The following is a 21338-nucleotide window of genomic DNA, read 5'->3' as shown; positions in this document are numbered from 1 at the left end:
CGCGCCCGCGACCTGGGCAGCCTGACAACCGAAGGCCCGGCACCTCCCCAGACCGAACTGGGGGAGGTGCCGGGCCTTTTCTGCGTTTCGGACCCTTAACCGGGTTAAGACCCCGAGGGTCAGCTGTCCGCCATGAGGAGCAGCACGAGTTCCTCGCGATGCTCGGCCGACATGTGGGCGCGAAGCTGGTCGTTGAACCACTTCGGGTCGTTCCACGGGAGGTCCGGCCCGCTGTTGTTCGCCTGCTCCCCCTTAACCGGGTTAAGACCTACGGTGCCCGTCCCTTCTGCTTCCTTCGCGCCAGCCGCTTGCGATGGGATCGAAGAAGCCACCGCGTCCCCGGACGGGACACTCGCTTCCTTGGACCGCGGCTTCCGGGGCGTCTTAACCCGGTTAAGGGCGGCGGCGGCCTCGGTCTGCTGCTGGTCGGCAGGGAGCCGACCAATGCGGCGTCCATCCTTGACGGTCAGTTCGCCGGACTCGACCTTCTCCTGCAGGTCCTCACTCAGCCCGAGCAGCGCCAGGCGCTGCGACACCCAAGCCCCCGACTTCCCGAGCCTCTTGGCTACCTTCTCCTGGCTGCCGTGCTTGCTGAGGAGCTCCTGGATGGCCTTCGCCTGGTCCAGCGGGGGGACGTCGACCCGGTGAACGTTGGCGATCAGCGCGCTCTCAAGCATGTCCTCCGCGCTGGCAGCGAGATCGTCATTGACGTCGATCCGCAGTTCTGCCAAACCCGCGACGGACGCGGCCGCCAGTCGCCTGTTGCCGTCGATGACGACGTACTCAGCCGCCCCAATCTCCTCTTCCCGGCTGGGGTGGGCTGTCAAGAAGGCCGCTCGCCGGACGACCGCCACGGGCTGAAGCTGGCCTTTCTCCTTCAGCGAGGCCGCGGTCTCTTCGATCTCGGTCAGCTCATCGCGAGGGTTGAGCGGATTGTGCGCCAGCACGGACAGCGGCACAGCCGCCGGCGGACGCTTCCCTTCCCCGCTCATGATCTGCTGCCGAGTCCGGACCCGACGGGGGGCAGGCTTCGAGTCCGAACCGTCCTCATCGATGCTGAAGCCACGGGTGACCCGCTGCGTCGGAGGCGTCATACGGCCAGCTCCTTTGCCAGATCGCGCATCACCTGCGCGTGCTCACTATCCGGGGCGTACTCCAGCAGCGGGATCTCGCCGTCTGCCGCCTCACGCCCCTCCTTGAGATCACCGATTACGGCAAGGACAGACGGGGAGCTGCTTTTCTCCCACTGATCCTTGTTCTCTTTCACAAGCTTGCCGCGGCGGCTGTCGTAGGCGTTGATGATCAGGCCCAGGTAGTCGACCTGGATGCGACCCTTCCGACAGAGATCGTCCATCTGGGACTTCAGGAGCCGGAACGCTCGGTGCGACGCCTTGTTTGCCCAGACGGGCGTGATGACGCCGGAACGGTCGGCGAGTTCACCGTCGCGACGCCGGACGTAGTACAGGGCGGTGTCCATGTTCAGCCCGAGGCTGGGCGGTCCGTCGATGATGATGACGTCGTAGTCCGCCTCCAGCGGCTCCAGCGCCCGCTCCAGCGCGGCCTCGCTGAAGCTCACCTTGGACAGAGCCACGTCGCGCAGGAACGCGTCGTCAGACGCTGGCAGCAGGTGAAGCCGTTCCCCGAACCGCTCGCCGTCCAAAGCCACCAGCAAGTCATGGATGTCGCCCTTGGCGCTGCCGTCCATATGCATCATCAGGGTTTCGACGTCGTCCTCGTACATGAGGTCCTCGAAGCCCAGCTCCGCCGTCAGGTGCCCCTGTGGGTCGTAGTCGACGAGCAGAACCCGATGGCCGGCCTCTGCGAGAGCCTGCGCGATGCCGGAGGACAGGAATGTCTTCCCGACGCCGCCCTTCTGGTTCGCCACTATCACCCGCACCACGGGCTGCGCCACCAACGGAGCTGTGGGGGAGGGGTGGTTGTCGAGCCACAGAGAGAGAGCCTGTGCCAGCCCTTGGACGTAGGTGACGCCGCGCTCCGAACAGGTCGCCTTGAACTTGTCCGGCTCTCCCACCGGGAGGAACGTGCCCCAGGTCTTCGCCCCATCGGTTTTGACCTCGGGCAGGCCTTCTGCTGAGTACCAGGCGTTAATCGCGTGCTCGGTGGCGTCCTGGATGTCCATGCCGTGCTCAAAGGCGCGGATCTTTAGATGCCTACGTAGCTGGGGAGTGAGGGCTGTAATTAGCTTCTCTCGCTCTCCCCGAGGGTTGGGGATGCTCATGTGGCCGAACATTACTAGGCAAGCCCTCGCTCGCTCAGCATCCTGCGGCATCTCATGCGGCTCGCGTCGGGTGAACCGACGGATCTTCTGAGGGGTCGAAGCGCCCTTGCTCGAGCTGACTTGAGCGCTCGCGGGCAAATTCGCCCGTGCGCCCCGGGTTACGGCCCGGTCAGGATGTCGTGGCCTCCGATGCGGCGCCAGATGATGTGCGGTGTGCCGGGGCGGCACGCGGGCCCGTACTCCCACGTCGCGCGTCCTGCGGGACCGGTGCCCATGGACCAGGTCAGCTCGTAGACGCCCGGTGCTCGCTGGAGGCTCTTGACCAGCCGCACGGACAGCAAGGCCGCCCTGCTGCTCGCCTTCGAAGATCGCTGAGGAGGCGCTCCGCGACAGCACCGAGTGGCCCACATTGTTCGCCGCCAGCCATGGCAAGCCGCAGCCCGACGGCCTGCCCGCCATCACCGACCCAGATGTCATCTACGCGGGACAGCAGATCACCGTCCCCGGCGCGCAGCGCGACCAGACGCCGCCCCCGGGCGGCGAATCGGACCACCAGGACCGCGTTCCCCCACCCGCTCAGACACCGGACAACGGGCAAGCGTCGGGCAGCGGGCAGGCGCCCGCACCCAGCTCGCCGGGCCCCTCGGGCAGTCCGTCTGCCGAGCAGCCCAGCCAGGAACGCTCGCCCTCCGCCACGGCTCCGGCGGCGCCGCAGCCCAGGACCAGCGCCCCGTCCGTGCCGGCCCAGACACCGGACCCCGCGGCGACCTCCCCCGGCTCCGGCGATTCAGCGGCGCCGACCCGGGCCGACGGTCCGTTGAACCTGCGCATCGTGCTGGGGGCCGGGGCGCTGCTGGCCGCTGCCATCACCGGCGCGCTCGCTCTGCGTCGTACGCTGCAGCGCCGTCGCCGCAAGCCCGGCGAGACGATCGCCATCGCAGACGAGACCAGCCCGGCCGAGGCGCAGCTGGCGGCGGCCGCCGAACCCGCCGGCGCTACGCGCTTGGACGTTGCCCTGCGAACCATGGCTCATCAGGCAGCACGGCAGGAGGACGGGGCAGGTGTGCCGGGGGTGCAGGCTGCGCGGATCGGTGCCCGCACGGTGCACGTGCTGCCCGAGGACCTCTCCCACAAGCCGCCGGCGCCATTCGTGCCTGGGAAGGACGGGTGGTGGGTTCTGGACGCGGACGCCGTCCTCCTCGACGAGGACGCCGCCCGTGACGTGCCGGCGCCCTGCCCAGCTCTGGTCACCATCGGCAACATGGAGACGGGGGACCTGGTGCTGCTCAATCTCGCCCGGACCTCCGCTCTGCTGCTCGACGGCAACCCCGTGCACATCACCGAGGTGTGCACCTCACTCGCCCTGGAGCTCGCGATGAGCCCCTGGGCGGGCGACGTCGAAGTCGTCACGATCGGGTTCGGCGAGGACCTGCCGCAGCTGCTGCCCACCACGCGGATCGCCCACATGCGCCAGCCCACGCACGCGCTGCGCGACCTGACCGAACGGCTCCTGGAAGCCCACCAGCTGCCCGACACCGCCCACCAGCCCCACCTACTGCTGTGCGCGTCCGTCCTGGAAGCCGACACCGCCTTCGCGTTCGCCGACGTCCTCGACAAGGCAGGCGACGTCCCGGTCACCCTGGTCGCCCCGGCCAGCACGGCCGCCCCGCACTTCCCCGACGCGGAAATCCTCAACGCCTCCCTCAGCACCCCGCAGACCCTCGACTCCGTCGGCCGAGCGGTTACGGTCCAGCGTCTGGAACACGCCGCCTACCTGCAGATCACCGCTGCGTTGCGCGTAGCCGCACAGCCCGCCCACGCAGCCGAAGGCGCGTGGGAGGAAGTTCCGGACGAGGCCACCGGCGTGGACCGGAGCGAGCATGAGGAGCAGTCGGCCGCGCCCGGGCCGCTCACGGTTTCAGGCGACGCGGTAGTGCAGGACACGAAGGCAGGCAGCGAGGTGTTCCCTGCGCTGCTTGCCGCCGCCACCGACCCCGCCAGTCTGCCTCTCCTGCCCGCGGCCGCACCGACGGCGCAGCCTCAAGAGGAGGACTCCCCCGGCACGGACATTCCAGCTGCTCGTACCGCACCGTTCCCGGGCCTCGTCGCCCCGTCCCCGGCCCCTGGCGAAGACAAGCCCGACATCGAACAGACGACCAGCGCGGCGAGCACGACGGCGGAGACGGGAGCGGCCGCGGGTACGGCCCGTGATCTGCACGCGCCGGAGATCCGCGTCCTGGGTCCCATCGAGGTCACGGGAGTGGCCGGCGCCGGCCACGGTCCCCGACTGGCCGAGCTCGCCGCACTGCTCTTTTTCCGGCCGGGGCGCAGTTCCGAGACGCTGTGTGCCGACATGGACCCCGCCCGTCCCTGGAGTCTGAGCACCCTCAATGCCCGGATGCAGGGCCTGCGTCGCTCGCTGGGAAACGATCCCGACGGCCATCCCTACGTGCCGCGCCGCAAGACCGGCAACGACCCCTACCGTCTCTCGCCCGCCGTGCGATGCGATTGGACCCGCTTCCTGCAGCTCGTCGAACGCGCCCTGCCCTCAGGCCCGGCCGGCCTGCCCGACCTCGAGCGGGCACTCTCCCTGGTACGCGGCAAACCGTTTGGTGGCACCCCGCTGCCGTGGGCCGAGCCCTACCAGCAGGAGATGACCACCCGGATCGTCGACGTGGCGCACACCGTGGCCACCTACCGCACCGCCCCCGGTCCCCACCGGGATCTCAGCGCCGCCCGCCAGGCCGTCGCGACAGGCCTGGACGTCGACAGCACCGCCGAGCTCCTCTACCGCGACTGGTGCCGGCTCGAGCACGCGGCCGGAAACCGGCAGGGACTGCACACCGCGATCACCCGCGTCCAGCAGGTCAACCGGGAACTCGACTGCTCCCCGGAGACGGAAACTGAACAACTCATCAAGGAACTCCTCAACAACGCTGGCAGTGTGACGCGCAAGGCTCTGTAATCGCCGTTCCGGCAGCGTGAGGTGGGACGCACGTCGTCACGGACCGCCGCGCGCATCGGCTTCGGGCTAAATCCGTCTCCGTCGTGGTCATCCAGAAGCGTTCACAGGGCCATGCTTGGCCGGGGTAGGGCTGTCAGCGTTTGACGCGGTTGCGGACGGCGAGGACGGGAAGGCCTTGCGCAGCGCCCGGTACACCGGAGCCAGTTGCAGCGGCCCCGCCCGCCCTGCGCCGAGGACCCAGCCCTGCACTGCCCCCGGCTGGCTGGCGCGCCAGTGGTGTTCCTCAGCCAGGACGCGGCGCGTGGTGAACCGCACGGGCGGCCCCATTATCTAGGGGTCGCAGAAGTTCTGTGCAGTTCAAGAGCGTGGTCGACGGTGCAGGCAAGTAGGGCACGTAGCCGGGAACGGTTCGGTCGAACCGTTCCCAGGACTCGGCCATGCCGGGCCGGGGCAGTCAGCGTTTGATGCGGCCGCGGACGGCGAGGACGGCTAGGGCGAGGAGAGCGGGTTCCATAAAGCGGGAGGTCATCTCGATGTAGGTGCCGGCGGTGGTCAGGTCCTGTCCGCTGGATCGGAACACGACCGAGTTGAACGTGACGTTCAAGGCCTTCTCGAAGCGCTTGCCGGTGAACCGGTTCCCGGTGGGGTTCCGCAGATCGCCTTTTTTTATTTCGAAGGTGACCTTGCCTCCGCCGGGCGGCACGGTGCCGGTCGCCTCCTGCTTCGGGTCCTCCTTCGGCAGCCCGAAGCCCATCAGCAGCACGAGGGTGACGAGCATGGTGGCGGCGAGCCAGCCTAGAGCTCTCAGGGCGCGCAGGCCGTAGCCGGAGAGCATCCAGTAGGCATGCAGCAGGCCTCGTTCCGCAGGGGAGGTGGTGGTGTGATCGTGGCGGCGCATCTCCATCTCGCCGTAGTAGAAGTCCGCCGCTCCCGGCTCGTTCTTGCTGTCCTCCAACGCCTTGCGCAGCGCCCGGTACACCGGCGCCAACTGTGTCGGCCCGGCGGGCCTGGGGCTGAGCACCGCCACGTTCCAGCCCGGGACGGCGTCCGGCTGCTTCGCGCGCCAGTGATGCTCCTCGGCGAGGGTGCGGCGCTCGGTGAACCACACCAGGCGCCCGCGCCGCCAGTGCATGCCGGGCGGGACCGCGTCGAAGGAACAGTCGCCCTCCAGTCGCACCTGGTCCAGGTGCACCGTCCCGGTGAACAGGCACCCCGACAGGTCGACGTCGGCCAGGACCAGATGCGCCGCGTCCACCCCGCGCAGCGAAGCTATCCGCACCGAGGCGTTCGGTGCCTGAGCGAGAGCCTGTTCCGGCAACGCCTGTCCGTCAGGAAGCACGAAGGGGCCGGTTTCTGCGGCGATGGTGAGGGGATATTCGAAGACTGCGTGGGCGAAGTCCACCGTGACGTAGCGCAGCCGCATCTCGGCCGTGGACAGCCAGCGGGTTCGCCGGCACTCCAGACGGCGCGTAGCGAACGCCAGAGTCGCTGGGCCGTTGAACACCGTCCCGGACAGGTCCACTCGTCCAGCGCATATCAACGGTCCCAAACTGCCCCATCGCTCGAAAACCGCCGACCCGAACTCTGCGTCGCCTTGGAAGGTCGTCGCCTCGAACCTGGCGTCGCCTTGGAAGGTCGCCGATCCGAACCAGGCGTCGCCCTGGAAGGTGGTCGACTCGAACCTGGCGTTTCCTTGGAAGGTCACGGCCCCAAAGCCGGCGGATTCGTGGAAGGTCGCCTCCCCGAACCAGGCGCCGCCTTGGAAGGTCGCCCCCCCGAACCTGGCTTCGCCCTGAAAGGTTGTCGAATCGAACCAGGCGCTGCCCTGGAAGGTCGCCTCCCCGAACCAGGCGTCGCCTTGGAAGGTCGCCGACTCGAACCAAGCGCCGTCCTGAAAAGTTGTCGCATAGAACCAGGCAACGCCCTGGAAGGTCGCAGACTCGAACCTGGCGTCGCCTTGAAAGGTCGCTGAGGCGAACTGGGCGTCGCCTTGAAAGGTCACCGACGCGAACTGGGCGTCACCTTGGAAGGTCGCCAAGTCAAACTGGGCGTCACCGAGGTGTGCGTGTCCGGTGGCAGGATTGCGGAGGGCGTTGAGAAGGCCGTCGAGAAGGGGTTCGGTGAAAGGAGTGCCGCGGTGGTCGATGTCGGTGCCGGGGGTCAGCTCGGCCAGGTAGGCGTCGCGGGCGGCGTTGGTCAGGTGGGCGAGGCACGCGGTGCGACCGGGGACGCGGATGCCGCGGCAGCCGACAGGCTCGGCAGCAGGGTCTGCGCCGTGTGCGCAGTGCGACCAGGGTGGCGGTTCGGATGTGCTCATGGTGCGGCGGCTCCACGGTGTCTGGGTGCCCGTATGGACGCTCTGGGGAGCGGGAGCGGTTCAGGCTTGACCGTGACAGGCAGCGTCGCCGTCCATTCCGCCGACCAGTTCGGTATGCAGTCGCCTATCAGCAGCAAGGAGGCCCGGGAAGGAACTCGGCTGTGCTCCTGGGCTGTGGCCAGGCGATGGCATCCGATGTGACTCGAACCGAGTCAAGTCATGGATCGGCTCACACTTCGCGCATATGCCGGACGTGCCTGAACGACCCACAGGTACTCGTCAGGCACGGCGCACTGACGGACACATGCCTCACATGCCTGTCACCCGCTCGACACCCGAGATAAGCCAGCGCCGCCAGTGCACGGCGGGCGGAGCTGTGTTGAAAGTGCAGGCTCCCTCCAGACGGAGTTGGTCCAGGTGGACCGTGCCGGCGAACAGACATTCCCAGAGGTCCAGGTCGGCCAGGACGAGATGGGCCGCGTCCACTCCACGCAGCGACGCCACCCGCACCCCGGGGTCGTACGCGCTCGGACAGAGATCTTCGGCGAGCTGTAGGCCGTTGGCGAGCACCAACGGATCCGCTTCGGCAGCGATCGTGAGGGGGTACTCGAACACGGCATGAGCGAAGTCCACTGGCGTTGCGAACGCGCCGTACGTACCTGAGCGACCCACAGATACCTGTCAGGCACGATCCACTGAGGGCACATGCCCTACACGCCTGTCGCCCGCTCAACACCCGAGATTATGGCGGGTCGCCGGCCGGGTCTTCGATGCCGTCGAGGGAGTCGTCGAACAGCATCAGCACATCGTGGTCTTGGAAGAGGATGGCCGATGAGGCCAGAGACGGCTCGTCGGCCATGCGCTCGCCGAGGTTGTGCGCTTTCCAGTACTGGCCGCGTGTCGCACGCATACGGGCCACGGGTTGGTCATCGGCGAGAAGCGAGATCTGCCAGGTTTGGACGCCTTCTTCAGCAGGGTCAACAAGGCTGTGGGCATGCCGGAAATCCAGTCTCAGGGTGCTGAGGTCTGACATGGCTGGAGGCCGTGTTGCCTGGTCCGTCATTGGCTTCCTCTCAGGGTGCAGCCGCCGACGGCGACGCGGTCCCAGGCTAGCCAGCACGTAGCTTTGCGCAGGGTCGGATCGGGACATTGCACCTGATCCTGTTTCGGTGAGGCCCGGACTCTGGTCGTTAGGGGAGTGGTCACCTTTGCCCTCGCCCTGGCCAAGCCCCAGAACGGCACCTCAGACAGCGTGCACTCGAGAGACGGCGTGCGGAGGTACAGGAGCCGTGCGGCCCCCTGGGGCCGTGCGGCGGAACCCGGCTGTGGCCTCAACCACACCTTGCTGGTGCGTGTTCGTCACGGCCGGCACCACCCGAGACTCAGAGCCGTTGGTGCCGCCTACGGTCTGCACTTGGACCACGGAGCCGCACGCGAAGCCGCCTCAGCCACAAAAGGGTCCGGTCCGCAGCCTTTACACGACCTAGATAGGGAGAGGATCCATGCTTTTGCAGGTCACAGTGTTGAGGGAGAGGCGCTTGTGACACCCTAGGAGGGACACTCGCACGGTCGAATGTCCCTCCTGAGTAGACACAACCCACCCAGGAAGTCAGTATTCCTGACGTCAACTCACCTGAAAGGTCAACATCGCTGACCTTTTGCAGGCCAGAAGGTCAGCATTACTGACTTCTTTGCACCTTGAGGGTCACCTCCCTCGACCTCCCGGTTGCCCCGTACCCAGGACTTGGTGCAGGAGTTCGTGCAGGAGATGTGTCACCCCTGGGGTGACACAGGACTCGCCGAAGGTCAGGAATGCCGACCTTGAGGTCAGAAGTACTGACCTTCTGCTACGTTGCTACACGCCCTGGACCTTGGAACTTTGGAGAGCTGCTCGTGTCCGAGTCACAGCCCCGCCGCCGTGCCGCCAGGCCCGCGCCGCATCCAGGCCTCACGCCGGATGACCCACTGCGGGCGTTCGGAGAGCGACTGCGGAAGATCGAGGGACTGGACGATCTGGCTCGGACCTATCCGGGCCGGGACATCACCGTCGGACGCCAGCGTCAGCAACTGGAGTTCTTCTCCACCCCCGAGCGCCCCAACGCCTTCGCGATGGTGGCGTTGGAGTTCTTCCTGGTAATCGCCCAGTACTACCGCGAGGCACTGCCTCTGCGGCTGATCCTGTTGCTGATCGCGGGGCAGCGAGCCGGTGGACGGATCCCGCTCACGCAGGACGATATGGCGCAAATTCTGGACGTTCCTCGCCAGAAGGTGAACGAGTCCCTGCGGGAGGTCATGAGCCACGGAATCGTGATCAAGCGCTCGCGCGGGGTCTACCAGTTCAATCCGCCCTACTCCTACGTCGCCGCTGAACTGGTCCGGCTGTCCGACGGCAGCACAGAGTATGTTCAGGTGGACCAGGCCGACGCTCTGGCAGAACTGCGGGCCGCGGCGCTGCCGGATCTGGTCCGGTTCCCCTCGCTGGAGCACATGCGCGAGGCGATCGAAGAATTCCGCGAAGAGCGTGCTCGCAAGCGGCGGGAGCGGCGGGAGCGGTTTGCGGCGACGAAGGCACAGAAGGAGGGCGATCGGTGAGCAGAGGACTCTTGGTCACACCGGTCAACGCGGAGGGTGTCGTCGCGGCCTTGGACCTGCCGGGGCCGGCCTATCGCGTCCTGTTCACCCTGCGCTCCCGCAGCGAGCCCGGCGGGAGGGTGGAGATGGGGCAGAGCCAGATCGCCGAGCTGCTCGGCCTGAGCCGGCCCAGCGTCACCTCTGGTCTTCGGGAGCTGATACTGGCTCGGTTGGTAAAGAAGCAGCGTAACGGTGTCTACCGCATCAACGAGATGCTCGCCGCCTACGAGACACCAGCTGATGCCAGGGCCGCCGTTGAGGCAATGGACCCTGCCGACCGGCTGGACGACCCCTACTTCGTCGAGCGCTACCACCAGGCCGTCGATGACTACCGCGAGCAGCTTGCACGCGACCGCCGCAAAAAGCTGCGCGTCGCATGAGCACGCAGCGGCATCGCGTGCATGAGCATCCGACCCCCCGCGGATACGCCAGCGAGCCCGGACCGCATCGGTCCGGGCTCGAGCCGTTTGGGGCGTGGTTCTACAGGTCGAACTCGAGGTGCTCGATGTCGGTGAAGCGCACCTCTTCCAGACTGCCCGCGCGGCGGCCGTTGTCCTGGAAGTACACCTCTTTGAGTGCTTCGGCGGCGATCTGCTGGAGCTGCTGGTCGCTGGCCCCGGCGTCTTGGGCGGCGAAGAGGCGGGCGGCGTACTGCGGGGGCAGGGCGACGGTGAGGTGCCGGATGCGGTCCTGGTCCGTCGATCCGATCGGTGCGGTGTAGCCCATGCGGGCTCGGGTGTCGATGACGATGCCGCCGGTGGTCGCCGCTTTCTGGCGAGCCCTGGCCCGGACTTGGGGCTGCCAGCGCTTCTTCACCTCGCGCTCCAGGCGCGCGGCGAGGTCGGGGCGGGGCTTTTTGATCTGGTCTTTCACGTACCGCTCGACGGTGCGCTGGGAGATGCGCAGCACCTGGGCAACCGCCTTCGTGCCCTTGAGCTGCTTGACCAGGTAGCGCATCTGCGCGGGCGCGCTCTTGGGCGCTGGGCGGGTGAACGCCTTCTGGACCGCGGCTTCCAGGCCGTCGCCGAACAGGCTCATCGTCGCCTTCTCCTACTCTCCGTTGTCGGCGTCGGTGACGGTGCCGTCCTTGATGTACCGGGCAAGGTTGAGATCGGGGGCGTTGAACCGCTCACGGACCTCTTCGCCCCACAGGACGGTCTGGGTGCCTTCGTGCTTGACCAGGCCGGGGTTGATGCCGAGCTTGAACCCGCCGGGCAGCGGCTTGCCGTCCCGGTAGGGCAGGAAGTCCAGCGGCGACTCGCCGCCTGCCGCGTAGACGACGCAGTCGGACAGGATCGCGATCGGGTACTGCCCGGTGAAGGCGGCGTGCTTGACGATCTTGCGGTGCAGGTTCATCCGGGTGCGGGAGATGACCGCCGCCCGGATGTCCGGCCGCCACGTCGGGCGGGACAGGGCGCGCCACGGCTCGCCCGGCTTCCAGCCCTCGCCGCGGGGCCGCTCGCGGAGCTTGCCCAGGCCGCCCTTGACCGTCGCCTTGATCGCCGTGGTGACGATCGCGAGCTCCGGGTCGCGGGCCTTGTAACCGTCCATCGCCGCGAGGAAGTCCTCGGGAGCGAGGTCGGCGTCGACGCCGAGGTCGGCCATCGTGGCGAGGTAGGCGGCGCGCAGCCGGTTGTACCAGCCGTCCAGGTACCGGCCGTTCTCGTACCGGACGTACGCCTCCAGCGGCCGTACCTCGTAGCCCAACTCCTGGGCGTAGGCGACGGTCGGCGTCGCGTACCAGGCTGGCCCCTCGGGGCGGTCACCCTTCGGTGTGAACGGAGAGGGAAGCAGCGAGCCGTCCAGCTCCGCCCACTGCTTGCCGACCTTCACCCGTGACAGGTCGACGTGGGAGAGGTCGACCAGCCAGGAGCCGGGCAGCTTCGGGTCGAAGGCGGGGTTCCTGACGTGCGTCGGTGCGCCGAGGCCGACGACCAGGCCGTTGGCACCGGCCGCGAAGGCCATGTTCACGTCGATGCCGACCAGGTACCGCAGCGTGCACTCGGCATCGGTCATCGGCCGCGCCCAGTCGTACGCCTCCTCGAACAGCTTCTCCCCGGGGCCGCGGACATGGAATCGGGGCAGGTCCTTGAGGAGCGGGTGCCCGTCGGGTGCCTCGCACGGTGCGCAGTCCACCGGGTCCTTGCCCAGGCTGCCGGGGTTGTGCTCGGAGTGCCGCTTCCCCGCAGCGTCGGGCTCGGAGGCCCGGGTCGGCGGGTGCAACGCGGTCATCAGCTCCAGGCCGGTCACAGCGGTCGAGCCGCGCGGCGTCATCACCCGGGACGCGTACACGCCCAGCACGCGGGCGAGTTCGGCCGGCGGAAGCTGCCCGGCCTCGCCCCAGTGCCGGGTGTCCAGCGCGTGCCACGAGGGGATGCACAGCTGTACGCAGGCCCGCTCCGCACCCTGAGCGGGGCGGTAGATCCGCGCCCACGGCCCGAAACCGCGCTTGGTCAGCTTCCACTCCGCGCGCGCGAGCTGCTTGATGACCTTGTGCCCCTCCGGCAGGCGCCCGGCGGGCCGCTCCTCCTCCGTGAGGGCGGCGGGCAGGCCGTAGCGCTCGAGAGCGGCCTCGGTGAGCACGAGCAGCGGGTCGGCGTCCTTGCCCGGCCCGGACAGCTTCGGCTGCCCGAGCTTCGCCTCCTTCAGCGTCCACTCCACCAGGGACGGCAGGGACTTGGCGGGCACGTCCAGGACCAGGCCGCCGGTGCAGTACGCCAGCACCTTCCCGTCCTCGACGTCGACGACCGCGAGTGGCCCGTTCTCGAACCGCGGGTCGGCGCCGCCCGCCGGGGTTCCGGCCGGGGCTGCCTTCTTGGCACCCGGGCGGCGCGACGTCGACGACGTCCTGGTGGTGCGCGCCGGCCGGGACGCGGCCGCCGGAGCAGCGGTGACAGGGGCAGGGGTCTGGGTGTTCTCGGTTGCAGTCATGGCCGCAGCCTCGGACGCCTCCCCTGTGGACAGAGTCCGCGCTCCCGCCGGGTCGGGCGCGCCGGTGAACGTGGCGGGCACCGGGGCAGTCGGCTCTTGCGGCGTTGCAGGTGCCGGATAGAGCTCCGCGAGCTGCCGTAGCAGCCGGGCGTACGCCTCGCGCTCCGGGCCGCGCGGCTCGGTCGGCTTCTTGACCGACTCCCAGCCGGACACCGTGGCCCGGCGCACCTTCAGCGCGGCGGCGACTTCGTCCAGCGTCAGACCGTGCGCGACCCGTAGACGCTTGCGCTCCTCCGCTGGCGGCAGCGGCGAGCGGGACGCGACCAGTGCGTCGACCGCGTCGAACAACTCGGACATGGAACACCTCCTGACCGACACCCTACCCCAAGAACCGTACAAATGGCGCACATTATCCGTACGAATCGCGTACTACCGGCGGGCGAAAGCGGTGAGGATGGTCCTGGCCAGGGAAGGGCTGGTGATCTCTCGCAACGAAGGCTGAGTGATTCTCAGCGAAGGTTGGTGACGGGTTTCTTTCTCACCGATGGTTAAGCGCGCTGGTCAGAGCGCTGTACTGATCAGCGGCAGAGGCGGGCGTCGTGACTCCCGCCGCGCGCCGGCTCGCACGCGGACGCGCGCACCGAGGGCTGAACAGGCTTCTGACCTGCGGCGCGGCCCGCGCTCAATGTTCGGTGAGAATGCTCAACCTTCCCTGCGAGGGGTCAGCTGGAAACCGCCGCGCGGGAAGGTCATCGCGGAGCTGAGCTTCGGCTTCTGGCGCTTCCTGCTGGCCCGCCAGTACAAGACCAACCTGTGGCCCGACCTCGCGGGCGCCTTCCCCTACGCCCCCAACCGTGCCCTGACCACGGTGGAGGACCCGGTCAAACGGCCCTCGAAGCCCGCCGGGACGACATCCAGACCGTGCTTGGCTTCATAGCGCCGGCCGCGGCAACGTGGGTCGCCGGCGCCTCCCGCATCGACGACGTCCTCGCCCGCCGCCCCTGACGCCTCGAGCTCACGCGGTCCTGCCCAGCGTCGTCGGCTGCGGGACCGCGGCCGCCGTCCCGGCCTCCCTCGCCGCGCGCTCCGCACGGGCCCGGCGCAGGGCTGCGGCGTGGGAGACGTCGGCCTGGCGGCGGCGCTCGATGCGGGCCTGCTCGATCGGGGCCGGCTGGTCGTCGGCCACCGGCTCCGGCTCCGGGAAGGCCTGGAGGCTGAGCGCCCGCATCGCCGCGGTCTGCCGCTCCACTGCCTCCGCGATCGAGGGGTCGATACGGCTGGGAGGCGCGACGGCCTGGTGCGCGGCGAGGGCCTGGTGGAAGCCCGGCGAGGCCATCTCGCGCGTCTTCACCGGGGCCGGAGGAACGTCCGGTGCGGTGGCCTGCGTCTGCGCCGCAGGCCGGGGGTCCGGGGCGGCGCCGACGGCCAGGACCCGGACGCTGCGCACGGCGTCGGTGTCGGCCGACTTGTTGGCCGCGGCGACGATGCGGGCGCTGATCAGGCGGAGCTGGGTGGCGTAGGCCGGGGAGTCGGGGCGCAGGTCCAGCTGGCCGGTCTCCGGGTGGAAGGCGACGGCCTGGACGTGGTCGGGAAGCTGCGGGGCGATGGCGGCCGCGATGTTGGGCCAGCGGTTCAGGACGGTTCCGCCGGCGGCCGGGACGTCCCAGGCCCGGTCGGCCATCAGGCCCTGGAGTACGGCGGCGAACCCGGCCGGCTCCCGGCCGTCGCGCTGCACGATCCGGGTCCGGCGGCGGCGCGGGGCGCGGGCCTCGCTCTCGCCGCGCTTCCTGGCGGCCTCGCGAGCGGCGTGCAGCGCGACCCGGGCGAGGTCGACGCCGGACAGCTCCGGGCCGTCGGCGGCGGGCTGCTCGATGGGGGTGGTCGTCTCGGTCATCTCGGCCTCCTACCGGCGTCCGTACGTCATCAGCGAGCTGCGGGCGCCGCTCGCCAGCTGCAGAGCGCGGCGCACCAGGTCGGCGCCGTAGAGCTGCTCTGCGGTCTCGCGGCCCATGGCGTCGACCGCCACGGTGATCAGCGAGGTGTCGCCGACCATCAGCCGCTGCCGGGCCTCCGCACGGGCCTCGGCCACCACGTCGTCCTCGAGGCCGCCCACGCCGGACACCTCGGGCAGGGCCTCCGTGTCGGGCGCGGCAGCCCAGGGCTTGGGCCGGAACGAGGCGGCGAACGCCTCGTCGACCTGCCGCTGGACGGCGCGGCTGGTCGGGGCATCCCAGTCGCCCTCGTAGCGCTCGGTGCGGGCGCGGACCTGCTGGATGCGGTGGCGGCGGGCGGCTTCCTGGGCACCGCGCCACTGCTCGACGGCGTCGGCCCGCTTGGCCGGGGTGTCGAGGACTGTCTCCGCACCGGCCAGCAGCACGGCAAGCAGACCCGAGCCACGGCGGACCCGGGCCGCCTCGCCGCGCAGGTGCAGCCAGCCCTTCACGTCGGTCACGGTCCATCCGGCATCAGCCACGCCCCGGGCCACCCAGGCGATCCGGGCCACAGAGCAGCCGCGCAGCCAGTCCAGCTCCTGGGTGAGCTCACGGGCCAGCTGGAAGCGGCGCCCGACGACGTTCAGCTTCCGGCGGCCGCCGGCCTTCGCCTTCGACTTCTTCGGGGTGGGGGACTTGGCATCCCCGCTTGCGAGCTTGCTCTCAGGGGGGAAGGAAGTACCACCCGCAGAAGAAACAGTTGAGGTACCGACCTGCATTGGGGTGCAACGGGCCTCATCCGAAACAGCCGTCACAACCCCCTGCTCAGCACCCTTCCGGGCACCCCTCGCCGGGGCCTTCGACGACGTCTTCGAGCGCGGCTTGCGCACCTTCCGCGACGCCTTCTTCGCCAGCTTCGCCATCAGCTCCCGGCCGGACTCCGCGATCCCGGACGCCGCCCGCGTGTACGCCGGAGCATCCTCATCCCGCCGCACCGTGCGGATTCCCAGCGCGGCGTCGAACTCCACCGGGATCATCCGCGCGAACTCGCTGGCCAGCGCCCCCTCACCGCGGACCCGGGTGCCTTTGACGATGTACGCGAGCAGCCCGGTCTCCCGCAGCATCGCCAGGTGGTACTCCACCGACCGCTCGGACAGGCCGGTGCGGCGCACCAGGTACTCGATTCCCGGACGGCATGGGACGAGCTGCGCGAGCTCCTGGGCGACGCGCACGGTCGTTGGTCCGAAGCTGCGCGGGCCGTGCGACCTGTGCCTCCGCGGCTTGTAGAGCCCGGACCCAGCCACCCAGTGGACTGCCTGCATCCAGGAGTAGCCGTCCGACGCGATCCGGCCCGACGACATCGGCAGCCACTGCGCCGCCTCGGGCACGAATACGCCGGGCAGCACGGAGATGGCGTCGTCGTTGACCGACGAACGCGGGGAAGGGAGCAGCACGGTGGCTGGTGCCGCCACGGCGCTCACGAGACGCTCGCAGTCGGGTGCCCGGCAGGCCAGATACGCGGTTGGGAGTGAAACTGTGACCAGGAAGACGTCACAAATGGGGCTATCAGGGCATGGATGGGCTGACAAAGAGCAACACGATGCTGCAACATGAGGTCTGTCCTTCTCTCTGGCAGTGAGAGGGCATAACGAAGGGCTCTTTGGCGCTTCGTGGTTCACCGAGAACCAAGATCGAACTGTTCGACCGGCTCCCAACCGGGCGGACAATCCCTGCGGAGGGCCTCCCAAGCCCTTCCGGTGGCAGATGGGACGTCATCAGCCGAGGTGAATTGCAGTCACCGAGGTGGCCGGGCGTCCCGGCGGCTCAAGGACCCGCATAGCGGGCGCCGCCCTTGACGACTACGTCATCCCGCCCCCTCGACAAAGGGGGCAAGGGGTATGCACGGGCAGCACAAACACCCCGTCGAAGGACCAGCGATCGCTCACGCGCTGCTGATGCCACGGCGGGGTGCAGTGTGTCTGGTGACGGGTACGGGTACCCTGGACCATGTCGATCACCTTGACCTTGCTGAAAAGGGTGGTCGGCTGGCCGTCGGACACCTTCGACAATGTCCTGCGGCCCGCCCCCTCGACTTGCCTAAGGTCGCGGGGGCCTTCGCTTTTTTGATCAATGTTGAGGCCACGCTACTCCTCCGCGGACGTTGTGAGCCGCCTGGGTATCCCGTGTCGCAAACTCGCGGTGATGCCGTGTCACTCCACGCAATGAATCAGGTAGTTCGCGCTGAGCCAGGAGTGCAACATCCCCATCACTCACCAGAAGGAGGTGCGCTCGGAGATACCGCGCGTACGGAAGAGTCACTGGTCACCCCGCAGTTCGCGAAGGTGAGCGACGAATGCCTGGGCCTCACTGGCGTTGGCGTAGTGTGCCTGGAGGGCCTGTCCGAGGTCGGCGGCTACCATCGCGAGCGAGGGCAGCGACTTGCGGTCGCCGGCGAGCGCCTTCTCCCCGTACGCGAGTGCGGTGTCAAGATCGCCTTCTCGGGCCGCGACAACACCGAGGGTGACCCGGGCCTCCGCGTTCCGCATGGGCGAGCGCTCCGTGCCGTCGAAGTCCGTCCCAGCCCGGATCACCTCGTTCGCCAACTGCTCCGCGAGGCGGTTTTCTCCCACCCTGCGTAGTGCGTCCATCCGGTAGAAGTCGTACTTGCCAGGGTCGACGACGAAGTGGTCCTCAATGTTCTCCGGGTACGACAGTCGCTCCAGGAGCTGACGCCCCTTGTCCAGCGCCACCTCGGTCTGTGACCGGTCCCCTAGCCGCGCCCACGCCTTCGCCTGCTGCGCGTACAACTGCGCGGCCACGCTCTCGTTCGGTGCCACGGAGATGCCAGCCTCCGCGGCCGCGATGACGCCGCGGTAGTCGCCCCGGGTCAGGGAGAACCAGGCGCGCATCTCGTGCGCCCAGCCCTGCACACTCAGCTCGCCGGACTCCTGACCGAGCATCAGCGCCGCCTGCCGAGTCGCCTCCGCATCGCGTGGGCGCCCGGAGTCGTACTCGACGCAGCCCACCAGGAGCGCCAGCTTCCCGGCGAGGGCGACGATCTCGCGGTGCTGCGCCAGGCTGACGCGCTGGTGCTGGAGTCCGACGACCCGGGCCAACCATGCCTTGCCTTCCGTGAGCAGCTGGTCGGCGGGCATGTACGCGTACTCGCAGCACAGCCGGTCCGCCGTGATCCGCAGCGCATCAAGCGTTGCGACGTCCACGTCTGAGGCCCGCAGCCGGGCGATGATGTCCACGGTGTCCATACCGCTGACCTGCAAGACCTCGGCGCGGCCGTCGCGGCGGCTCCGCTCAGGGAAGAAGGCGCCTGTGGTCGTACCGAAGGTCTGAGCGATTGCCGACCGGTACTTCGTTGGCTGTGCCTCGCCGGCCTCCCACCGCTTCCACTGGCGGAGGAGGTCCTGCTCGCTCACGACTTGGTCGACCGGGAGCCGAACCATCAGCGCGCGCACCGCGTCGGTCTGCGACCACTCACGAGCAGCACGCTCCTCCACCATCCGGCGAGCCCAGTCAGGACGCTCGTCAGGCATCAAAACCCCCTTCTCCGTATGGTCTAGCGGCGCAGCCTCCGCCCCGACAGGGGGATGCCCGCAGAGCGGAAGCAGGCCTTCTGCGGCCGAGCATGGCACGCCTTCTTGATCGCGCGGAGGTGACAAGTGGTGGTGACATTCCGAATGTCACCGGCCGATGTCACTTTCCGCAGTTGCAGGATGCGAGCACGGTCATGGTCATCAAGTGCCGGGAGCTGCGTGTGGGAGGTAGGGGTCAATGGGGGCCGCTATCCATGAGTGGACGTGCACGGCGGAGCACGGCCAGCACGTTCTCTGGATGACCGTCGTACACGATGTGTGGCTCATCAGCGGTCGGCGGGCGGAAGCGGCCCGCGTGCCTGAGCAGGTCCTCCTCACTGAATTCGATGCTGTTCGCATCGACCAGCGACTGCTCGTTGCGCTTCCGGATTCGGTCCCAGCGCACCTCATGCGGCACAGGCAAGTAGATGAGAATAGGCTCGCCCCCAGCCTCCATCACGGTCGCTGCCCACTGGGCTCGCTCTTCTGGGGTCCAAAAGCCGTGGTCGACCACGGTGTCGCGTCCGGCCGTCAGGAGGTCCTGGAGCTCGAGGGCGATGTCTTTGAGTACGGGCGCTTCCCGGACCCTGAACTCGCCGCGGGGAAAGTCCCTGCCGTAGTGGCCGTAGCGGCGGAACATCTCCTCGTCAGGGCACAGGCGTCGAAAGCCGGCCTTCTCCAGGGCGCGGGCGAGGGTGGTCTTGCCAGAGCCCTGGAGACCGGACATGAGGATCGCGCGAGGTGCAGGGTCCGGTCGGCCGGACAAGGCGGCGGCGATGCGCGTGATCTCGAATCGTCCTTCCAATGTGAGGGTGTCGGTGTGCTCGGCTCGAAGGAGCTGGCTGAGGCGGGCTTCGAGGCAGGAGGTGAGCGTTTCGTCGAGAGCGGTGCCGTTCTGCGTGGTCATCGCAGCACCTCTGACGTCGTGCGACGGGTGCGTCCCGGGGCGCCCAAGTCCACGCCGTACTCCAGCAGCTCGCCGTCGGCGTCCAGGAAGCGCGCGGTTAGCACCAGGATCGCTGCGACGGTGCCAGCCTCGAGCTCCAAGAGCTCGAGGTCGCGGTTCGTCGCGATGCGAGCCGTCTCCTCATCCACACGCTTCACGGCATGCCGCCCGGTTGCCCGAGCGATCAAGTCGAGTGACAGCCCACCCTTGAGCCGCTTGCTTCGAGTCAACTCGGGGACGGCCTGGGCGAACTCCGCTGGGATCCATGACGTGGAGTGGGAGACGATCCCATGACCGTCCCGGTAGACGCGACTACGGCGAATCACGTCGTCACCAGGCGGAATATCCAGGACCGCGGCCACGTCTTCGGGAGCCTCGACTATGCCGGCGGTGTGGCCGGACGACTTCTCGCCAACTCCCCACGACGACTGCGTTCTACCGCTGCGGTCGTGGCGTTCTGCTCCGGAGGACAGGGAGATGGGTCGCGCCATCACCTCGGTGCCGACGCCAGGGATGCCCTGCACGAGCTTCTCTTCACGCAGCAGTCGCATCGCCCGGTCTGCGGTGGCTGTGCTGACTTCCCACTCGGTCGCCAGCGTCTTGATGCTGGGCAGGAGGTCACCCGGCGAGAGCTCCCCAGAGCTAATCAGGTCGCGGTAGTGGCCCGCGATCCGCGCGTACGGCGGCCGATTGTCGGCTCGGGGTGGCCCTGACATGTGCCTTCGCCTCCTTCAACTTTTTTCCGGGTGCCTCACTATACCGCTTGACACCTGAGAGCAACTGATGCAACCTGATGTATGTGCGTCGGTGATCCTCCGGGAGCACCGAGTGAGCATCAGCAGGACCGCAGTAGTCGTCCGCCCTTCGAGGCGGCCGGGGTAGTCCTCGGGTCACCGAGGGCGCGAGAGCACCATCGAACTCCCCCGGAGCCTGACGGCCGCGACGACTTGTGTGCACGTCGCAGCGCTGTGCGCTGTCTGTCCTGCGGGACGCCGGCCTCGTGTCGTGCGGCCCGGAGGGCGGAGAGAGCATCGCGACCCGCGCCCCCGCCGCTCCGTCCGTGAGGAGTTCAAATGTCTGCGTCGACCCTTGAGCGCACCGCCCGCCCCCGCCGGAGCCGGACCCGCTCCCGCACCGTCAACGCCCGCCCGGCGCTGGTCCTCTCCACCCTCCGACCCCACCAGTACGACCTGCGTCCCGCCTGTGCGTCGCTGGTCTGCCCCGACTGCGAGACGTGGGTGCCGATCACCGGCCTCCAGACCAAGAGGCCCAAGGTCGTGCCGCACGACACCGGCCGCGCGGGCAAGGACGGGGCCGTCCGCTGCCGCTTGGGCAGCAACCGCCTGGTCACGGTCGACGTCACGGTCCGGAAGTGGGAGGAGCGCCTGACGGACGGCAACTCGGAGACCGTGCACCGCCGCCGGACCACCGTGCGGCGACGGCCCAAGGTCGCGGTCGCCCCGGCCGTAAGTCAGATCGCCGCACAGAAGCAGACGCCTACGGCCGACGAGCCCGGCGACGGCCGGCCTCTGTGGCGACTGCGCACGGAACAGTGGGCGGCGACCGCGTCCACGGTGCGCGACACCGACATCCGCCGCGCGCAGCTGCCCGCCGGTGCCGTGCCGCTGGGTGCCCCGCCGGTGCCGCTCAAGACACTGCATCCCGTGCGTCGCACGAGCTGAAGCTGCTCCGGACGAACGACCACGGCCCCGGCCACCCCGCAGAGGGGCGGCCGGGGCCGTGGCAGCTCGTACAGCAGTCCAGCATCCGTTGAGGAGGACCACGTGCCCA

At 68.8% G+C, this 21338-nt stretch carries 17 protein-coding genes and 1 pseudogene; 5 read left to right on the top strand and 13 right to left on the bottom strand.

Annotated features, from left to right (window positions below; genetic code table 11):
- Positions 1–119 precede the first annotated feature (119 nt).
- From IE142_RS33125 to IE142_RS33115, 3 genes are all read right to left on the bottom strand, one after another.
- Positions 120–1094, bottom strand: coding sequence for a ParB/RepB/Spo0J family partition protein (locus IE142_RS33125; protein WP_191889161.1), 975 nt, complete (start codon positions 1092–1094; stop codon positions 120–122).
- Positions 1091–2239: a ParA family protein gene (locus IE142_RS33120; protein WP_191889160.1), complete on the bottom strand. Its 1149-nt coding sequence runs from the start codon at positions 2237–2239 to the stop codon at positions 1091–1093. The genes IE142_RS33125 and IE142_RS33120 overlap by 4 nt, the downstream gene beginning before the upstream one ends.
- Positions 2240–2397: 158 nt before the next feature.
- Complete coding sequence (locus IE142_RS33115; RefSeq protein ID WP_191889159.1) at positions 2398–2580, bottom strand: hypothetical protein; 183 nt, start codon at positions 2578–2580, stop codon at positions 2398–2400.
- Between the two features lie 20 nt (positions 2581–2600).
- Here IE142_RS33115 and IE142_RS33110 point away from each other — a divergent pair.
- A pseudogene (locus tag IE142_RS33110) lies at positions 2601–5204 on the top strand (AfsR/SARP family transcriptional regulator); the annotation flags it as partial.
- 454 nt (positions 5205–5658) lie between these two features.
- Here the strand turns inward: IE142_RS33110 and IE142_RS33105 are convergent.
- The 3 genes from IE142_RS33105 to IE142_RS33095 all read right to left on the bottom strand — a co-directional run bounded on the left by IE142_RS33105 (position 5659) and on the right by IE142_RS33095 (position 8554).
- Entirely contained in the window at positions 5659–7521 is a 1863-nt protein-coding gene (locus IE142_RS33105; RefSeq protein WP_191889158.1) for a pentapeptide repeat-containing protein, read from the bottom strand.
- A 309-nt stretch (positions 7522–7830) separates the two neighbouring features.
- Positions 7831–8136: a hypothetical protein gene (locus IE142_RS33100; protein WP_229831119.1), complete on the bottom strand. Its 306-nt coding sequence runs from the start codon at positions 8134–8136 to the stop codon at positions 7831–7833.
- Positions 8137–8263: 127 nt separating this feature from the next.
- Complete coding sequence (locus tag IE142_RS33095) at positions 8264–8554, bottom strand: hypothetical protein (protein WP_191889157.1); 291 nt, start codon at positions 8552–8554, stop codon at positions 8264–8266.
- 860 nt (positions 8555–9414) lie between these two features.
- On the opposite strand from IE142_RS33095, the gene IE142_RS33090 reads away from it, so the two are divergent.
- Both IE142_RS33090 and IE142_RS33085 read left to right on the top strand, forming a co-directional pair.
- Entirely contained in the window at positions 9415–10113 is a 699-nt protein-coding gene (locus IE142_RS33090; protein ID WP_191889156.1) for a hypothetical protein, read from the top strand.
- The gene (locus IE142_RS33085) at positions 10110–10532 is read left to right on the top strand and encodes a MarR family transcriptional regulator (RefSeq protein ID WP_031066160.1); all 423 of its coding nucleotides are present in this window, start codon (positions 10110–10112) and stop codon (positions 10530–10532) included. Before IE142_RS33090 ends, IE142_RS33085 begins: the two co-directional genes overlap by 4 nt.
- A 100-nt stretch (positions 10533–10632) precedes the next feature.
- Here IE142_RS33085 and tpg read toward each other — a convergent pair whose 3' ends face one another.
- Positions 10633–11190: a telomere-protecting terminal protein Tpg gene (gene tpg, locus IE142_RS33080; protein ID WP_191889155.1), complete on the bottom strand. Its 558-nt coding sequence runs from the start codon at positions 11188–11190 to the stop codon at positions 10633–10635.
- A gap of 12 nt (positions 11191–11202) precedes the next feature.
- Positions 11203–13440, bottom strand: a complete 2238-nt coding sequence (gene tap, locus IE142_RS33075; protein WP_191889154.1) for a telomere-associated protein Tap — start codon at positions 13438–13440, stop codon at positions 11203–11205.
- 328 nt (positions 13441–13768) lie between these two features.
- Here tap and IE142_RS33070 point away from each other — a divergent pair, with 328 nt between their 5' ends.
- Complete coding sequence (locus IE142_RS33070) at positions 13769–14020, top strand: hypothetical protein (RefSeq protein ID WP_229831117.1); 252 nt, start codon at positions 13769–13771, stop codon at positions 14018–14020.
- A gap of 78 nt (positions 14021–14098) precedes the next feature.
- Here IE142_RS33070 and IE142_RS33065 read toward each other — a convergent pair whose 3' ends face one another.
- The 5 genes from IE142_RS33065 to IE142_RS33045 form a co-directional block, all read right to left on the bottom strand.
- Positions 14099–14977 (bottom strand): DciA family protein, encoded by an 879-nt coding sequence (locus IE142_RS33065; protein ID WP_191889153.1) that lies wholly within the window; start codon positions 14975–14977, stop codon positions 14099–14101.
- 9 nt (positions 14978–14986) lie between these two features.
- On the bottom strand, positions 14987–16495 hold the full coding sequence (locus IE142_RS33060; RefSeq protein ID WP_191889152.1) for a helix-turn-helix domain-containing protein: 1509 nt from the start codon (positions 16493–16495) through the stop codon (positions 14987–14989).
- An 834-nt stretch (positions 16496–17329) separates the two neighbouring features.
- Positions 17330–18562 carry an NsdA family TPR-like regulatory protein gene (locus tag IE142_RS33055; protein ID WP_191889151.1) on the bottom strand — a complete coding sequence of 411 codons (1233 nt, stop codon included), beginning with the start codon at positions 18560–18562 and terminating at the stop codon, positions 17330–17332.
- A gap of 235 nt (positions 18563–18797) precedes the next feature.
- Complete coding sequence (locus IE142_RS33050; protein ID WP_191889150.1) at positions 18798–19508, bottom strand: ATP-binding protein; 711 nt, start codon at positions 19506–19508, stop codon at positions 18798–18800.
- Entirely contained in the window at positions 19505–20263 is a 759-nt protein-coding gene (locus IE142_RS33045; protein WP_191889149.1) for a GntR family transcriptional regulator, read from the bottom strand. Before IE142_RS33045 ends, IE142_RS33050 begins: the two co-directional genes overlap by 4 nt.
- 357 nt (positions 20264–20620) lie before the next feature.
- Here IE142_RS33045 and IE142_RS33040 point away from each other — a divergent pair, with 357 nt between their 5' ends.
- Entirely contained in the window at positions 20621–21229 is a 609-nt protein-coding gene (locus tag IE142_RS33040; RefSeq protein ID WP_191889148.1) for a hypothetical protein, read from the top strand.
- The last annotated feature ends 109 nt before the right edge of the window (positions 21230–21338 follow it).

The sequence above is a fragment of the Streptomyces mutabilis genome (assembly GCF_014649815.1).
Classification (GTDB): domain Bacteria; phylum Actinomycetota; class Actinomycetes; order Streptomycetales; family Streptomycetaceae; genus Streptomyces; species Streptomyces mutabilis.
This window is presented reverse-complemented; position numbering and strand designations above follow the sequence as displayed.

Excerpts from the sequence above, each read along its gene's own strand:
- IE142_RS33125 (WP_191889161.1), bottom strand. The coding sequence starts at position 1,094 with ATGACGCCTCCGACGCAGCGGGTCACCCGTGGCTTCAGCATCGATGAG.
- IE142_RS33120 (WP_191889160.1), bottom strand. The coding sequence starts at position 2,239 with ATGAGCATCCCCAACCCTCGGGGAGAGCGAGAGAAGCTAATTACAGCC.
- IE142_RS33105 (WP_191889158.1), bottom strand. The coding sequence starts at position 7,521 with ATGAGCACATCCGAACCGCCACCCTGGTCGCACTGCGCACACGGCGCA.
- IE142_RS33095 (WP_191889157.1), bottom strand. The coding sequence starts at position 8,554 with ATGTCAGACCTCAGCACCCTGAGACTGGATTTCCGGCATGCCCACAGC.
- tpg (WP_191889155.1), bottom strand. The coding sequence starts at position 11,190 with ATGAGCCTGTTCGGCGACGGCCTGGAAGCCGCGGTCCAGAAGGCGTTC.
- tap (WP_191889154.1), bottom strand. The coding sequence starts at position 13,440 with ATGTCCGAGTTGTTCGACGCGGTCGACGCACTGGTCGCGTCCCGCTCG.
- IE142_RS33070 (WP_229831117.1), top strand. The coding sequence starts at position 13,769 with ATGTTCGGTGAGAATGCTCAACCTTCCCTGCGAGGGGTCAGCTGGAAA.
- IE142_RS33065 (WP_191889153.1), bottom strand. The coding sequence starts at position 14,977 with ATGACCGAGACGACCACCCCCATCGAGCAGCCCGCCGCCGACGGCCCG.
- IE142_RS33055 (WP_191889151.1), bottom strand. The coding sequence starts at position 18,562 with ATGCCTGACGAGCGTCCTGACTGGGCTCGCCGGATGGTGGAGGAGCGT.
- IE142_RS33050 (WP_191889150.1), bottom strand. The coding sequence starts at position 19,508 with ATGACCACGCAGAACGGCACCGCTCTCGACGAAACGCTCACCTCCTGC.
- IE142_RS33045 (WP_191889149.1), bottom strand. The coding sequence starts at position 20,263 with ATGTCAGGGCCACCCCGAGCCGACAATCGGCCGCCGTACGCGCGGATC.
- IE142_RS33040 (WP_191889148.1), top strand. The coding sequence starts at position 20,621 with ATGTCTGCGTCGACCCTTGAGCGCACCGCCCGCCCCCGCCGGAGCCGG.